Below are 16273 nucleotides of genomic sequence, written 5' to 3'. Positions count from 1 at the left end.
TGACATGGCTCAATCGTTCCTTGGCCAGAAACGTCTTCGCAAATACTACGGCAAGATCCGCGAAGTGCTGGAAATGCCGAACCTCATCGAGGTGCAGAAATCCTCTTACGACCTGTTCCTGAACTCCGGCGAGGGCGCGAAGCCTGCCGATGGCGAAGGTATCATGGGCGTGTTCCAGTCGGTTTTCCCGATCAAGGATTTCAACGAAACCAGCGTGCTGGAATTCGTGAAATACGAGCTGGAAAAGCCGAAATACGACGTCGACGAATGCATGCAGCGCGACATGACCTACAGCGCCCCGCTGAAAGTCACCCTGCGGCTGATCGTGTTCGATGTGGACGAGGATACCGGCGGCAAGAGCGTGAAGGACATCAAGGAGCAGGACGTGTTCATGGGCGACATGCCGCTCATGACGCCCAACGGCACGTTCATCGTGAACGGCACCGAGCGGGTGATCGTGTCCCAGATGCACCGTTCGCCGGGCGTGTTCTTCGATCATGACAAGGGCAAGACCCACTCCTCGGGCAAGCTGTTGTTCGCCTGCCGCATCATCCCGTATCGCGGCTCGTGGCTGGATTTCGAATTCGACGCCAAGGATATCGTGTTCGCACGTATCGACCGCCGCCGCAAACTGCCGGTGACGACACTGCTCTATGCCCTGGGCCTGGATCAGGAAGGCATCATGGATGCCTATTACAGGACGATCTCCTTCAAGCTTGAAAAGAAGAAGGGCTGGGTCACTCCCTTCTTCCCGGAACGTGTTCGCGGCACCCGCCCGACCTATGACCTGGTCGATGCCGCAACCGGCGAGGTGATTGCCGAGGCCGGCAAGAAGATCACCCCCCGCGCGGTGAAGAAGCTGATCGAGGAAGGCACCGTCAAGAACCTGCTGGTTCCCTTCGGTCACATTGTCGGCAAGTTCGTTGCCAAGGATATCATCAACGAGGAAACGGGCGCGATCTATGTCGAGGCCGGCGACGAGCTGACGCTGGAGTATGACAAGGACGGCGACCTGATCGGCGGCACCGTCAAGGAATTGCTGGATGCCGGCATCACCGATATCCCGGTTCTGGACATCGACAATATCAACGTCGGCCCCTACATCCGCAACACCATGGCGCAGGACAAGAACATGAACCGGGAAACCGCGCTCATGGACATCTACCGCGTCATGCGTCCGGGCGAACCGCCCACCGTCGAGGCTGCGTCGGCGCTGTTCGATACGCTGTTCTTCGACAGCGAGCGCTATGACCTCTCGGCCGTTGGCCGGGTCAAGATGAACATGCGTCTCGATCTGGATGCCGCCGACACCCAGCGCACCCTGCGCCGCGAAGACATCATCGCCTGCATCGGTGCGCTGGTTGAACTGCGCGACGGCAAGGGCGACATCGACGACATCGACCACCTCGGCAACCGCCGGGTGCGTTCGGTCGGCGAATTGATGGAGAACCAGTACCGCGTCGGCCTCTTGCGCATGGAGCGCGCGATCAAGGAGCGGATGTCCTCGGTCGAGATCGACACCGTGATGCCGCAGGACCTGATCAACGCGAAACCGGCTGCTGCCGCGGTGCGCGAGTTCTTCGGCTCCTCGCAGCTCAGCCAGTTCATGGACCAGACCAACCCGCTGTCCGAAGTGACGCACAAGCGTCGCCTCTCGGCGCTTGGGCCGGGCGGTCTGACCCGCGAGCGCGCCGGCTTCGAGGTGCGCGACGTGCACCCGACCCACTATGGCCGGATGTGCCCGATTGAAACGCCCGAAGGTCCGAACATCGGTCTGATCAACTCGCTGGCCACCTTTGCCCGCGTGAACAAGTACGGCTTCATCGAGACCCCGTATCGCGTCGTCAACGACGGGCAGGTCACTGACGAAGTGCACTACATGTCCGCGACCGAGGAAATGCGTCACACCGTGGCGCAGGCCAACGCGACGCTGGATGAGAACGGCAGGTTCGTGAACGAACTGGTCAACACCCGTCAGGCCGGTGACTATACCCTGGCCCCGGTCGAAAACGTGGACCTGATCGACGTGTCGCCGAAACAGCTGGTTTCGGTTGCAGCCTCGCTGATCCCGTTCCTTGAAAACGACGACGCCAACCGCGCTCTGATGGGCTCGAACATGCAGCGTCAGGCGGTGCCGCTCCTGCGGGCCGAGGCGCCGCTGGTAGGCACCGGCATCGAGGCCAAGGTGGCTATCGACTCGGGCGCGGCCATCCAGGCAAAGCGTGCGGGCATCATCGACCAGGTCGATGCGCAGCGTATCGTGATCCGGGCGACCGAGGATCTTGAACTCGGCGATGCGGGTGTCGACATCTACCGCATGCGCAAGTTCCAGCGTTCGAACCAGAACACCTGCATCAACCAGCGTCCGCTGGTCAAGGTGGGCGATGTCGTGGCCAAGGGCGAGGTGATCGCCGACGGCCCCTCGACCGACATGGGCGAACTGGCCCTGGGCAAGAACGTGGTCGTGGCCTTCATGCCGTGGAACGGTTACAACTACGAGGACTCGATCCTGATCTCGGAGCGCATCGCGCGCGATGACGTCTTTACCTCGATCCACATCGAGGAATTCGAGGTCGCCGCCCGTGACACCAAGCTTGGGCCGGAAGAGATCACCCGCGACATCCCGAACGTCGGCGAGGAAGCCCTGCGCAACCTCGACGAGGCCGGTATCGTCTATATCGGTGCCGAAGTGCAGCCGGGCGACATTCTGGTCGGCAAGATCACTCCAAAAGGCGAAAGCCCGATGACGCCGGAAGAAAAGCTTCTGCGTGCCATCTTCGGTGAAAAGGCGTCCGACGTGCGCGACACCTCGCTGCGGGTAAAGCCGGGCGATTACGGTACCGTGGTCGAGGTCCGGGTGTTCAACCGCCATGGTGTCGACAAGGACGAGCGTGCGTTGCAGATCGAGCGCGAGGAAGTTGAACGTCTGGCCCGTGACCGGGACGACGAGCTGGCGATCCTCGACCGCAACATCTATGCGCGTCTGAAGTCGCTGATCATGGGCAAGGTCGCAGTCAAGGGTCCCAAGGGCATCAAGCCGGGTTCCGAGATCACCGAGGACCTGCTGGAAACCCTGACCCGCGGTCAGTGGTGGCAGCTGGCCCTGGAGAACGAGGAAGACGCCAAGATCGTCGAGGCCCTGAACGAGCAGTACGAGCTGCAAAAGCGTGCTCTGGATGCTCGGTTCGAGGACAAGGTCGAGAAGGTCCGCCGTGGCGACGACCTGCCGCCGGGCGTGATGAAGATGGTCAAGGTCTTCATCGCGGTGAAGCGCAAGCTGCAACCGGGCGACAAGATGGCCGGCCGTCACGGCAACAAGGGTGTGATTTCGAAAGTGGTGCCGATGGAGGACATGCCGTTCCTCGCCGACGGGACCCCGGTCGATTTCTGCCTCAACCCGCTGGGTGTGCCGTCGCGGATGAACGTCGGTCAGATCCTTGAAACCCATATGGGTTGGGCCGCACGCGGTCTGGGTCTGCGGATCGACGAGGCATTGCAGGAATACCGCCGGTCCGGTGACCTGACCCCGGTGCGCGAAGCGATGCGCCACGCCTATGGCGAGGACGTGTACGAAGAGGGCATTTCGGGTCTGGACGCCGACGCGCTGGTCGAAGCCGCAGGCAATGTCACCCGGGGTGTGCCGATCGCAACGCCGGTCTTTGACGGTGCGAAAGAGGCTGATGTCAACGACGCGCTGACGCGCGCCGGGTTCGACACCAGCGGTCAGAGCATCCTGTTCGACGGCCGCACCGGCGAGCAGTTCGCGCGCCCGGTCACGGTGGGCATCAAGTACCTGCTCAAGCTGCACCACCTGGTCGACGACAAGATCCACGCGCGTTCGACCGGACCGTACAGCCTGGTCACTCAGCAACCGCTGGGCGGCAAGGCGCAGTTCGGTGGACAGCGTTTCGGCGAGATGGAGGTCTGGGCCCTGGAAGCCTATGGTGCCGCCTACACCCTGCAGGAAATGCTGACGGTGAAGTCGGATGACGTGGCCGGCCGGACCAAGGTCTATGAGTCGATCGTCAAGGGCGAGGACAATTTCGAAGCGGGCATTCCCGAGAGCTTTAACGTTCTGGTGAAAGAAGTCCGTGGCCTCGGCCTGAACATGGAACTCCTGGATGCGGAGGTGGAAGACTGAGAATTTTCGACGAAAATTCTCGACCCAGGATTTTTCGCCGAAAAATCCTGGGCTTCCCCCCACACTCCGCACGAATTTGAGGAAAACAAATGAACCAGGAACTGACGAACAACCCGTTCAACCCGCTGACCCCTCCGAAGGTCTTTGACGAGATCAAGGTGTCGCTGGCCAGCCCCGAGCGAATCCTTTCGTGGTCCTATGGCGAGATCAAGAAGCCCGAGACCATCAACTATCGCACGTTCAAGCCCGAGCGTGACGGTCTCTTCTGTGCCCGTATCTTTGGCCCGATCAAGGATTACGAATGCCTCTGCGGCAAATACAAGCGCATGAAGTATCGCGGCGTTGTCTGCGAAAAATGCGGCGTGGAAGTCACCCTGCAAAAGGTCCGGCGCGAGCGCATGGGCCATATCGAACTGGCCGCGCCCGTCGCGCATATCTGGTTCCTGAAGTCGCTTCCCAGCCGGATCGGCCTGATGCTCGACATGACGCTGCGGGACCTGGAGCGCATCCTCTACTTTGAAAACTACGTGGTCACCGAGCCGGGCCTGACCGATCTCTCCTATGGTCAGCTGATGACCGAAGAAGAGTATATGGATGCCCAGGACCAGTTCGGCATGGACGCCTTCACCGCCAACATCGGCGCCGAGGCGATCCGCGAGATGCTGAGCCAGATCGACCTCGAAGCCGAGGCCGAACAGCTGCGCGCCGATCTGGCCGAAGCGACCGGCGAGCTGAAGCCCAAGAAGATCATCAAGCGCCTGAAGGTCGTGGAAAGCTTCCTCGAGTCGGGTAACCGGCCCGAATGGATGGTGATGACCGTGATTCCGGTCATTCCGCCGGAACTGCGCCCGCTGGTGCCGCTGGACGGTGGCCGCTTTGCGACCTCGGACCTGAACGACCTGTATCGCCGGGTGATCAACCGGAACAACCGTCTGAAGCGCCTGATCGAACTGCGCGCGCCCGACATCATCGTCCGCAACGAAAAGCGGATGCTGCAAGAGTCGGTCGATGCCTTGTTCGACAACGGCCGTCGTGGTCGCGTGATCACCGGAGCAAACAAGCGCCCGCTGAAATCGCTTTCCGACATGCTGAAAGGCAAGCAGGGTCGCTTCCGTCAGAACCTTCTGGGCAAGCGCGTCGACTTCTCGGGCCGTTCGGTCATCGTGACCGGTCCCGAACTCAAGCTGCACCAGTGCGGCCTGCCCAAGAAGATGGCGCTCGAACTGTTCAAGCCGTTCATCTATTCGCGGCTGGAGGCCAAGGGCCTGTCCAGCACCGTGAAACAGGCCAAGAAGCTGGTCGAGAAGGAGCGTCCGGAGGTCTGGGACATCCTGGACGAGGTGATCCGCGAGCACCCGGTCCTGTTGAACCGTGCGCCGACGCTGCACCGTCTGGGCATCCAGGCGTTCGAGCCGATCCTGATCGAAGGCAAGGCGATCCAGCTGCATCCGCTGGTCTGCTCGGCTTTCAACGCCGACTTCGACGGTGACCAGATGGCCGTGCACGTGCCGCTGAGCCTTGAGGCGCAGCTGGAAGCGCGCGTCTTGATGATGTCGACCAACAACGTTCTGTCGCCTGCCAACGGCGCGCCGATCATCGTTCCTTCGCAGGATATGATCCTGGGTCTCTACTACCTGACGTTGGAACGCGAAGGCATGGTTGGCGAAGGCAAGGTCTTCGGCTCGATCGACGAGGTCCAGCATGCGCTGGACGCGGGCGAGGTGCATCTGCATTCCAGGATCACCGCGCGGATCGCCCAGATCGACGACGAGGGCAACGAGGTGCTCAAGCGGTTCGAGACCACGCCAGGCCGTGTGCGCCTTGGTGCGCTGCTGCCGATGAACAACAAGGCGCCGTTTGAACTGGTCAACCGTCTGCTGCGCAAGAAGGAAGTGCAGCAGGTGATCGACACCGTCTACCGCTACTGCGGTCAGAAGGAATCGGTGATCTTCTGCGACCAGATCATGACCATGGGCTTCCGCGAGGCGTTCAAGGCAGGTATCTCGTTCGGCAAGGACGACATGGTGATCCCCGATGACAAATGGGGCATTGTCGAGGACACGCGCGAGCAGGTGAAAGACTTTGAACAGCAGTACATGGACGGCCTGATCACCCAGGGCGAAAAGTACAACAAGGTCGTCGATGCATGGTCGAAGTGTAACGACCGCGTCACCGAGGCGATGATGAACACCATCTCTTCGGTCCAGAAAGACGATAACGGCGCCGACAAGGAACCGAACTCGGTCTACATGATGGCCCACTCGGGTGCGCGGGGTTCGGTCACCCAGATGAAGCAGTTGGGCGGCATGCGTGGCCTGATGGCCAAGCCGAACGGCGACATCATCGAGACGCCGATCATCTCGAACTTCAAGGAAGGTCTGACCGTTCTTGAATACTTCAACTCGACCCACGGCGCGCGGAAAGGTCTGTCGGACACCGCTCTGAAAACGGCGAACTCGGGTTACCTGACCCGTCGTCTGGTGGACGTCGCGCAGGACTGCATCGTGCGCGAGCCCGATTGCGGCACCGACCGCGGCATCACCGCCGAAGCCGCTGTCAACGACGGTGAGATCGTCGCCTCGCTGGCCGAGCGTATCCTTGGCCGCGTCGCGGCCGACGATATCCTGCGTCCGGGCACCGACGAGGTGATCGTGGCCGCGGGTCAGCTCATCGACGAGCGGATGGCGGACACCATCCACGAGGCCGGCGTGCAGACCGCGCGCGTGCGTTCGCCGCTGACCTGCGAAAGCGAAGAGGGCGTCTGCGCCCAGTGCTACGGTCGTGACCTGGCACGTGGTACCCGCGTGAACATCGGTGAGGCGGTCGGCATCATCGCCGCACAGTCGATCGGTGAACCAGGCACCCAGCTGACGATGCGGACCTTCCACATCGGCGGCGTTGCCCAGGGTGGCCAGCAGTCGTTCCAGGAAGCCAACCAGGACGGCGTGATCGCTTTCGAGAACCCGCAGCTTCTGGTCAATGCCGCAGGCGAAAGCCTGGTCATGGGCCGTAACATGAAGCTGGTGATCAAGGATGCGCAGGGCGAGGAACGCGCCAGCTTCAAGCTGGGCTATGGCTCCAAGCTGTTCGTCAAGGACGGCGCGGCGGTCAAGCGCGGCGACAAGCTGTTCGAATGGGATCCCTATACCCTGCCGATCATCGCCGAAAAGGCCGGTACCGCGAAATATGTCGACCTCGTTTCGGGCCTTGCCGTGCGCGACGAGACCGACGAAGCGACCGGCATGACCCAGAAGATCGTGATCGACTGGCGTGCGGCACCCAGGGGCAGCGAGCTGAAGCCGGAAATCATCCTTGTCGGTGAAGATGGCGAACCGGTCCGTAATGATGCCGGAAACCCGGTTCATTACCCGATGTCGGTGGATGCAATCCTCTCGGTCGAAGATGGCCAGACCATCGAGGCCGGCGATGTCATTGCCCGTATCCCGCGCGAAGGCGCCAAGACCAAGGACATCACCGGGGGTCTGCCTCGCGTGGCGGAACTGTTCGAGGCCCGTCGTCCCAAGGATCACGCGATCATCGCCGAGATCGACGGTTACGTGCGCTTTGGACGCGACTATAAGAACAAGCGCCGCATCACCATCGAACCTTCGGACGACCGTCTGGAGCCCGTCGAATACATGGTGCCCAAGGGCAAGCACATCCCGGTGCAGGAAGGCGACTTCGTGCAGAAGGGTGACTACATCATGGACGGCAACCCGGCGCCGCACGACATCCTGTCGATCCTCGGTGTCGAGGCTCTCGCGGCCTACATGGTCAAAGAGGTGCAAGAGGTCTATCGCCTGCAGGGCGTGAAGATCAACGACAAGCACATCGAGGTCATCGTGCGCCAGATGCTGCAGAAGTGGGAGATCACCGACAGCGGCGATACCACGCTGCTCAAGGGCGAGCATGTCGACAAGCAAGAGTTCGACGCGGCCAACGAGAAGACGATCGCTCGTGGAGGTCGCGCGGCGACGGGCGAACCGATCCTGCTGGGCATTACCAAGGCGTCGCTGCAGACCCGCTCGTTCATCTCGGCGGCCTCCTTCCAGGAGACCACCCGCGTGCTGACCGAAGCCTCGGTTCAGGGCAAGATGGACAAGCTTGTGGGCCTCAAGGAGAACGTCATTGTCGGCCGCCTGATCCCGGCCGGTACCGGTGGCGCGACCCAGCGGGTACGTCAGATCGCGACCCAGCGGGACAACGTCGTCATCGCGGCCCGCCGCGAAGAGGCCGAAGCCGCTGCCGCGCTGGCCGCGCCGATCATGGATGCCGACATCGTCGACGACGATTTCGACTCGCTGGTCGATACCCCGGAAAGCCGCGACTGATCGGCTGATCCGAGCAAGGAAAGAAGACCCCCGCGCCATCTGCGCGGGGGTCTTTTCTTTGCGGTTCGCGAACTGATCGGCATGGCGGACGCAGACGCAACGGGATAACCCTTGTGCATGCAACGCAGCCCGCTGTTCCTTATCTTTCTTCTCTGGTGCGCCGGACTGGGCGCGGCGGGGCAATTCGCCAAGATCGCCGTGCCCTTCGACCTGATCGGCCAGCGATATCCGGACAGCGGCGCAGGGCTTGGCCTGTTGCTTTCGATGATCAGCTTTGCCGGGATCGTGCTGGGGATGACCGCCGGCATTCTCGTGGCCCGGCACGGGTTTCGCAGGCTGCTGGTCCTCGGCTTGATCGTGGGCGCCCTGTGCTCGGCTTGGCAGGCGACGATGCCCGGATTTGCGCAGATGCTGACCAGCCGGATCGTCGAAGGTCTGTCACACCTGGTGATCGTTGTCGCCGCGCCAACGCTGATCGCCCAGATTGCCGGCGACCGGTTGCGCGGGCCCGCGATGACGCTCTGGAGCACATTTTTCGCCGTTGCCTTCTCGATCGTGGCCTGGCTTGGACTGCCCATGGCGGAGGCCTACGGAATCCAACTTCTGTTCCTGATCCACGGCGGCATCATGGCGACGCTGGCCGCTCTTGTCTGGTGGCTCCTCGATCCCGACGAGAATTCGACCAGGTCGGGCAATGCCTTGAACCTGGGCGAAGTTCTCGGCCTGCATCTGTACGCCTACCGATCGGCGTCCGTCGCGGCCCCTGCCGTGGGCTGGCTGTTCTATACACTGACATTCGTCTCTCTTGTTGCCATCCTGCCGGGTCTGTTACCCGAGGGGCAACGTGCGGCCGTGGTGGGGTTGATGCCGGTGGCGAGCATCGGCGTTTCGCTGCTGATCGTCACGCCGCTGTTGCGATACTGGCCGGCGGTGCGCATCGTGATGGCCGGATTCGCGCTGTCCGCAGCGGTGCTCGGCAGTTATTGGCTGGGCGTACCGCCTGCCGCGACCTGCATCGCGCTGTTCGCCGTTCTCGGATTGGTGCAGGGCGCGAGTTTCGCGGCCATTCCGCAGCTGAACGCATCGGCGCGCGACAGGGCCCTGGCCAATGGCGCGATGGCGCAGATGGGGAACCTGGGCAATACGCTGGGCACCCCGGTTCTGATGATCGTTCTGCAAAGCGGCGGAACCGCGGGGATGCTTGCGGCGGTTATTCTGTTCTATGCGGCCGGAATTGTGTTGCACATCTGGATGCAACGACGGCGCATGCTCGCTTGATCCCCTGATTGCGGCATCTTGTCATTTCCCGTGTGGCGGGTCAGAACACGCCCGTTAGCTTGTGAACGAACAGGCAGACGACACCGGCGGCGGCTCCACGCGAAGAGGTCGAAACATGTCACCCAATACCCGCGGGGCGCTGTTGATGATGGGCAGCATGGCCGCCTTTACCGTCAACGATGCCATCGTCAAATTGCTGGGCGGAAGCCTGCCGTTGTTCCAGATCATCACCTTGCGCGGCGCCCTGACTTGCGTGTGGATTTTCCTGCTCGCCCGGTATCTTGGGGCGTTGCACCTGCGGTTCGATCGCCGTGACCGCACGCTGGTGGCGATGCGGTGCCTGTCCGAGGTGGGCGCCACCTTCTTCTTTCTGACGGCGCTGATGAACATGCCGCTGGCAAATGTCACCGCTGTCCTGCAGGCGCTGCCTCTGACCGTGACGCTTGGCGCCGCCCTGATCTTTGGCGAGTCGGTGGGTTGGCGACGCATGTCGGCCATCGGCATCGGGTTCTGCGGGATGTTGCTGATTGTCCGGCCCGGTCCGGACGGGTTCACAACTTATGCCATCTATGCGCTGCTGGCGGTCACCTGCGTGACTGCGCGCGACCTGATCACCCGCCGGATGTCCACACATGTGCCGTCAATGGTGGTCACGCTTGCAACCGCGCTCACGATCACATGTTTCGGCCTGCTGGGTTCGCTGACCACGACCTGGGTGCCGCTTGACCTGCATCTGGGTCTGCTGATCTTCGGTGCCTCGGTCTTTGTCCTGATGGGCTACCTGTGCAGCGTCATGGTGATGCGGGTGGGCGATGTGGGGTTTATCGCGCCCTTCCGCTACACCAGCCTGATCTGGGCTTTGATGCTTGGTTGGTTCATCTTCGGCAATTGGCCCGACCCCGTCACCATGCTGGGCGCTGGCCTGGTGGTCGCAACGGGTCTGTTCACCCTGTTCCGCGAACGCTCACGCCGCCGCCGGGCGTGAGAAGATCTCCTTAACCCGCGCGTTGTCGACGTTGAACCGGGACTTGAAATAGGATTCCGCCTCGGCATCCAAAGGGACATAGTCGAACTGTTTCGCGCCGGGTTTGGCGCGCGAGTCGTTGAAATCGTTATGCCCGCGCAGCATCATGTCCTCGCCCGGAAGGGTGATGGTGGGCATCACGGTCCACAGCTTGTGGTGACCGTGATGCATGATCCCCTCGGTATGCCCCGGCGCAACGATCACCCCCAGCGCAATGGCGCTGTAGGCGTATTGGAACGGGGTGATCTCGATGCCGCGTTCCCCGCAGCGGAACACGTAGCCGGTGTTGAAATCGACGGCGACTGCCGGATGCCTCTGCCAGAGGGCGCGGGTATCCTCGGCCACCTGCCGGTAGCGTTCGACGAAATCGCGCGCCATGCCGTCGTCATCGTCGAGCCGGAACTGCAGGCAGGGCGCGTCGATGTCGCGTCGCGCCTCGTCCAGCGCACGCGCCATGGCGGTGCGGTGGCGCATCGGGGGAAAGGCGCGAATGCGGATCTGGGGAACGTCGCGGGTCAGATCCTGCAAACGGGCCAGATAGCGGTCCGGGAAACACTCACCAATGGCGATAACAAAATCGAAGTCGCGGTCGGTCTGACCGGCGATGGTCGGCAGGGTGATGGCCTCGAACTGGCGGAACCTGTCCTCCATGCGTTCCGGGGAGTAGAGATAGGCGCGGCGTTCCTCCAATGTTTCATGCATGATCTTGAAACCACCGTGGCCCAGATAGCTGAACCGGCACAGCCCCAGAATCTGCATCGTCATTCTCCCGAAAACGCCCGTTTGACGTGGTCATCCCGAACCGCGAAACGGATGGCGAATTCGGCTTTTTGCTCCGTGGTCAATGGTTCGACCGGAACCGGTTTCACCTTTTTCTGGCGCGAGTCGTTGTAGCCGTTGTGCGTCCGGACCCACATCGGCGTATCGCTCAGGCTGACAACCGGCATGAACCGGCCGATCTTTTCATGGGCGAAATTCATGATCGTCAGGCTACAGTTGCCCGCCACGTACATGCCCAGAGCGGCGACATAGAGAGACCGGACGGTTTCGGTGGCCGAGATGCCATGCGCGCCAACCTCGGCCACGTAGCCGCGGTTGTAATCCACTGCCATCGTCCGGTTGTCTCGGATCAGGCCGGGGCAGTCGCGCACCGTCTGCCGCAGCCGTTCAATGAAATCGACCGAAACCGCATCATCGTCGTCGTGGCGGAACTGCAGGCAGGGTCTGGAGGGGTCCTTGCGGGCTTCGTTCAGCAGTTCCTTCATCACTTCGCGTTGGGGACGGGGAGGTTCCGAAACGATGCGAACCTGCGGCATGTCGGCGGTCAGCTCGTGCAACCTGTCGCAGTGCAGCTTGGGCAGGCTGTCGCCGATAACGATGATCAGTTCGAACTCCTGGTCCGTCTGTTCCCGCAGACAGGGCAGGGCGACGGTTTCCATCAACCGGAACCGCTCTTCCAGCCGGTCCTCGGCATAGAGATAGGAAATGCGTTCGTCGATGGTTTCGTGTTCGACCTGAAACCCTCCCAAGGCGGGATAGGAAAACCGGCACAGGCCGATGACTTGCATGTCCTTGCTGTTCACGAATAAACCTGTAGAAACTGCTCGCTCCGACATTGGCAGTCCGTCAGCCTCTTGGCAACATGAACCGGGGCTGTTGACACTGCTGCCGACTCCCCCTATTACGCGCAACATCTCGGAACCGGGGGTCGCCCCAAGACCGATTTCAAATAGACGTGGTCAAGGTCCGGACAATTTCGTAGTCCCGATCCTCTGAGAACCAACCGCGACGTTCACCTCGGAATGGGAACGCTCGCGGGTTTTGTGTTTGCGTTAGCGCAAGCGCGCAAAGAATGAAGCCGCACGCAGCGCGCGTGCATGACATGTGTGTTGCAAAACGGGGAAGAAACCGGAATGCCAACGATTCAACAGCTGATCCGCAAACCGCGGCAGCCGAAAGTAAAACGCTCGAAGTCCCAGCACCTGGAGCAGTGCCCGCAGAAACGCGGCGTCTGTACCCGCGTGTACACCACCACTCCGAAGAAACCGAACTCCGCTATGCGGAAAGTTGCCAAGGTTCGCCTGACCAACGGTTTCGAAGTGATCTCCTACATCCCCGGTGAAAGCCACAACCTGCAAGAGCACTCGGTTGTTCTGATCCGTGGCGGCCGTGTAAAAGACCTTCCCGGTGTGCGTTACCACATCCTGCGCGGTGTTCTGGATACCCAGGGCGTCAAAAACCGTAAGCAACGCCGTTCGAAGTACGGCGCGAAGCGTCCGAAGTAAGAAGGAGAGACGAGCATGTCGCGCCGTCACGCTGCAGAGAAACGCGAAGTTCTGCCCGACGCCAAGTATGGCGACCGCGTTCTGACCAAGTTCATGAACAACCTGATGATCGACGGCAAGAAGTCGGTCGCAGAAACCATCGTCTACAACGCGCTGACGCGCGTCGAGACCAAGATCAAGCGCGCCCCGGTGGAAGTGTTCCACGAAGCGCTCGACAACGTGAAACCCTCGGTCGAGGTTCGTTCGCGTCGTGTCGGCGGTGCCACCTATCAGGTGCCGTGCGAAGTGCGCCCCGAGCGTCGTGAGGCCCTGGCGATCCGCTGGCTGATCACCGCCGCCCGCAAGCGCAACGAAAACACTATGGAAGAACGCCTCGCCGGCGAGCTGCTGGACGCCGTCCAGTCGCGCGGGACTGCCGTGAAGAAGCGTGAAGACACCCACAAGATGGCCGAAGCCAACAAGGCTTTCGCTCATTATCGCTGGTAATAGGAGCGAGCAGACATGGCACGCGAATATCCCCTCACGCGATACCGCAACTTCGGTATCATGGCCCACATCGACGCGGGCAAGACCACCACGACCGAACGTATCCTCTACTACACCGGCAAGTCGCACAAGATCGGCGAAGTGCATGATGGCGCCGCCACCATGGACTGGATGGAGCAGGAACAGGAACGCGGGATCACCATCACCTCGGCCGCCACGACCACGTTCTGGCAGCGCCAGGAAGATCCGACCGCCGAAGGCACCTCGGACACCAAGTACCGCTTCAACATCATCGACACCCCCGGCCACGTGGACTTCACCATTGAAGTCGAGCGTTCGCTGGCGGTTCTCGACGGTGCCGTCTGCCTGCTGGACGCCAACGCCGGTGTCGAACCGCAGACCGAAACCGTGTGGCGTCAGGCTGACCGCTACAAGGTTCCGCGCATCGTTTTCGTCAACAAGATGGACAAGATCGGCGCCGACTTCTTCAACTGCGTGAAGATGATCAAGGACCGCACCGGTGCAACCCCCGCCCCGATCGCCCTGCCGATCGGCGCCGAGGACAAGCTGGAAGGCATCGTCGACCTGATCAAGATGGAAGAATGGGTCTGGAAGGGTGAAGACCTCGGCGCAAGCTGGGTCCGTCAGCCGATCCGCGAAGACCTTCAGGATGTCGCCGAAGAATGGCGCAGCAACCTGATCGAGCTTGCCGTCGAACAGGACGACGAGGCGATGGAAGCCTACCTGGAAGGCAACGAGCCCGACGAAGCCACCCTGCGGAAACTGATCCGCAAGGGCACGCTGTCGCTCAGCTTCGTTCCGGTCGCTGCCGGCTCGGCGTTCAAGAACAAGGGTGTCCAGCCGCTGCTGAACGCGGTCATCGACTTCCTGCCGTCGCCGCTCGACGTGCCGGCCTACATGGGCTTTGCACCGGGCGACGAAAACGAAGAGCGCAACATCGCCCGTTCGGCCGATGACGCACAGCCCTTCGCGGCCCTGGCGTTCAAGATCATGAACGACCCGTTCGTCGGCTCGCTGACCTTTACCCGGATCTACTCGGGCGTCCTCAAGAAGGGCGACCAGATGATCAACTCGACCAAGGGCAAGCGCGAGCGCGTCGGCCGGATGATGATGATGCACGCGATCAACCGCGAGGAGATCGAAGAAGCCTTTGCAGGCGACATCATCGCGCTGGCCGGTCTGAAAGAGACCACCACCGGCGATACCCTGTGTGATCCGTCCAAGCCCGTGGTTCTCGAAACCATGACCTTCCCGGATCCGGTGATCGAGATCGCGGTCGAGCCCAAGACCAAGAACGACCAGGAGAAGATGTCTCAGGGTCTGGCCCGTCTGGCGGCCGAAGACCCGTCCTTCCGCGTCGAAACCGATCTGGAGTCGGGTCAGACCATCATGAAGGGCATGGGTGAACTTCACCTCGACATCCTGGTTGACCGTCTGAAGCGCGAATTCAAGGTCGAGGCCAATATCGGTGCGCCCCAGGTGGCCTATCGCGAAACCGTGTCTAAACAGGTGGAACACACCTACACCCACAAGAAGCAGTCGGGTGGTTCGGGCCAGTTCGCCGAGGTCAAGCTGGTCATTTCGCCGACCGAGCCGGGCGAAGGATATTCCTTCGAATCCAAGATTGTTGGTGGTGCGGTGCCGAAGGAATACATCCCCGGCGTCGAAAAAGGCATCAAGTCGGTGATGGACTCGGGCCCTCTGGCCGGTTTCCCTGTGATCGACTTCAAGGTCGCTCTGGTCGACGGCAAGTTCCACGACGTGGACTCCAGCGTTCTGGCCTTCGAGATCGCCGCCCGCATGGGTATGCGCGAAGGCATGAAGAAAGCTGGCGCGAAACTGCTGGAACCGATCATGAAGGTCGAAGTGGTGACTCCGGAAGAATACACCGGTGGCATCATCGGCGACCTGACCTCGCGTCGGGGCCAGGTGTCGGGTCAGGAAAACCGCGGCAACGCGATCGCAATTGCCGCGTTCGTGCCGCTGGCCAACATGTTCGGCTACATCAACACCCTGCGTTCGATGTCGTCGGGCCGCGCCCAGTTCACCATGCAGTTCGATCATTACGATCCGGTTCCGCAGAACATCTCGGAAGAGATTCAGGCGAAATTTGCATAACCCGAGGTGCGTGGGAAACCACGCACCCCGTTCTCCCTGTTGGTGCGTGTGACCGCGCACTTTCTGTAAGAAAAAAGGAGCTTTGCAATGGCAAAGGAAAAGTTCGCGCGTACGAAACCGCACGTCAACATTGGCACGATTGGGCACGTTGACCACGGCAAGACCACGCTGACCGCAGCAATCACCAAGTATTTTGGTGACTTCAAAGCCTATGACGCGATTGACTCGGCACCCGAGGAGAAGGCGCGCGGGATCACGATCTCGACGGCGCATGTCGAATACGAGACCGAAGCACGCCACTATGCCCACGTGGACTGCCCCGGCCACGCCGACTATGTGAAGAACATGATCACCGGTGCGGCGCAGATGGACGGCGCGATCCTGGTTGTGAACGCGGCTGACGGCCCGATGCCGCAGACCCGCGAGCACATCCTGCTGGCGCGTCAGGTCGGCGTTCCGGCGCTGGTCGTGTACATGAACAAGGTCGACCAGGTCGACGACGAAGAGCTGCTGGAACTGGTCGAGATGGAAGTGCGCGAGCTTCTGAGCTCGTACGACTTCCCCGGCGACGACATTCCGATCGTCAAGG

General features: G+C 61.5%; 10 protein-coding genes. 8 read left to right on the top strand and 2 right to left on the bottom strand.

Annotated features, from left to right (window positions below):
• Positions 1 to 4: 4 nt before the first annotated feature.
• The 4 genes from rpoB (at position 5) to BLT75_RS17245 (ending at position 10735) form a co-directional block, all read left to right on the top strand.
• Entirely contained in the window at positions 5 to 4141 is a 4137-nt protein-coding gene (gene rpoB, locus BLT75_RS17260) for a DNA-directed RNA polymerase subunit beta (RefSeq protein WP_093034652.1), read from the top strand.
• Positions 4142 to 4230: 89 nt separating this feature from the next.
• Positions 4231 to 8472, top strand: a complete 4242-nt coding sequence (gene rpoC, locus BLT75_RS17255) for a DNA-directed RNA polymerase subunit beta' (protein ID WP_093034649.1) — start codon at positions 4231 to 4233, stop codon at positions 8470 to 8472.
• Positions 8473 to 8589: 117 nt separating this feature from the next.
• A complete protein-coding gene (locus tag BLT75_RS17250) occupies positions 8590 to 9750 on the top strand; it encodes an MFS transporter (RefSeq protein WP_093034646.1) in 1161 nt (386 codons plus the stop codon).
• 115 nt (positions 9751 to 9865) lie between these two features.
• Entirely contained in the window at positions 9866 to 10735 is an 870-nt protein-coding gene (locus tag BLT75_RS17245) for a DMT family transporter (protein WP_093034932.1), read from the top strand.
• Here BLT75_RS17245 and BLT75_RS17240 read toward each other — a convergent pair.
• On the bottom strand, positions 10715 to 11533 hold the full coding sequence (locus BLT75_RS17240; RefSeq protein WP_093034643.1) for a putative rhamnosyl transferase: 819 nt from the start codon (positions 11531 to 11533) through the stop codon (positions 10715 to 10717). The genes BLT75_RS17245 and BLT75_RS17240 overlap by 21 nt on opposite strands.
• A gap of 2 nt (positions 11534 to 11535) precedes the next feature.
• The gene (locus BLT75_RS17235) at positions 11536 to 12342 is read right to left on the bottom strand and encodes a putative rhamnosyl transferase (protein WP_093034640.1); all 807 of its coding nucleotides are present in this window, start codon (positions 12340 to 12342) and stop codon (positions 11536 to 11538) included.
• A gap of 345 nt (positions 12343 to 12687) precedes the next feature.
• Between BLT75_RS17235 and rpsL the strand changes: the two genes are divergently transcribed.
• From rpsL to BLT75_RS17215, 4 genes are all read left to right on the top strand, one after another.
• Entirely contained in the window at positions 12688 to 13059 is a 372-nt protein-coding gene (gene rpsL, locus BLT75_RS17230; protein WP_093034637.1) for a 30S ribosomal protein S12, read from the top strand.
• Between the two features lie 15 nt (positions 13060 to 13074).
• Positions 13075 to 13545, top strand: a complete 471-nt coding sequence (gene rpsG / locus BLT75_RS17225; RefSeq protein WP_093034634.1) for a 30S ribosomal protein S7 — start codon at positions 13075 to 13077, stop codon at positions 13543 to 13545.
• Between the two features lie 15 nt (positions 13546 to 13560).
• Positions 13561 to 15684 carry an elongation factor G gene (gene fusA / locus BLT75_RS17220; RefSeq protein WP_093034631.1) on the top strand — a complete coding sequence of 708 codons (2124 nt, stop codon included), beginning with the start codon at positions 13561 to 13563 and terminating at the stop codon, positions 15682 to 15684.
• A gap of 87 nt (positions 15685 to 15771) precedes the next feature.
• The coding region (locus BLT75_RS17215) for a GTP-binding protein (RefSeq protein WP_143028594.1) at positions 15772 to 16273 on the top strand (502 nt) is incomplete at its 3' end.

This window comes from Ruegeria marina, assembly GCF_900101475.1.
In the GTDB taxonomy this organism is placed as follows: Bacteria; Pseudomonadota; Alphaproteobacteria; order Rhodobacterales; family Rhodobacteraceae; genus Ruegeria_B; species Ruegeria_B marina.
The sequence above is the reverse complement of the archived record's forward strand: the minus strand, read 5'-3'. Positions and strand labels throughout refer to the sequence as shown.

Bases quoted from the DNA above. Each gene is read 5' to 3' on its own strand.
- rpoB (WP_093034652.1), top strand. From the start codon at position 5: ATGGCTCAATCGTTCCTTGGCCAGAAACGTCTTCGCAAATACTACGGC.
- rpsG (WP_093034634.1), top strand. From the start codon at position 13,075: ATGTCGCGCCGTCACGCTGCAGAGAAACGCGAAGTTCTGCCCGACGCC.
- BLT75_RS17245 (WP_093034932.1), top strand. From the start codon at position 9,866: ATGTCACCCAATACCCGCGGGGCGCTGTTGATGATGGGCAGCATGGCC.
- fusA (WP_093034631.1), top strand. From the start codon at position 13,561: ATGGCACGCGAATATCCCCTCACGCGATACCGCAACTTCGGTATCATG.
- rpsL (WP_093034637.1), top strand. From the start codon at position 12,688: ATGCCAACGATTCAACAGCTGATCCGCAAACCGCGGCAGCCGAAAGTA.
- BLT75_RS17240 (WP_093034643.1), bottom strand. From the start codon at position 11,533: ATGCAGATTCTGGGGCTGTGCCGGTTCAGCTATCTGGGCCACGGTGGT.
- BLT75_RS17235 (WP_093034640.1), bottom strand. From the start codon at position 12,342: ATGCAAGTCATCGGCCTGTGCCGGTTTTCCTATCCCGCCTTGGGAGGG.
- BLT75_RS17250 (WP_093034646.1), top strand. From the start codon at position 8,590: ATGCAACGCAGCCCGCTGTTCCTTATCTTTCTTCTCTGGTGCGCCGGA.
- rpoC (WP_093034649.1), top strand. From the start codon at position 4,231: ATGAACCAGGAACTGACGAACAACCCGTTCAACCCGCTGACCCCTCCG.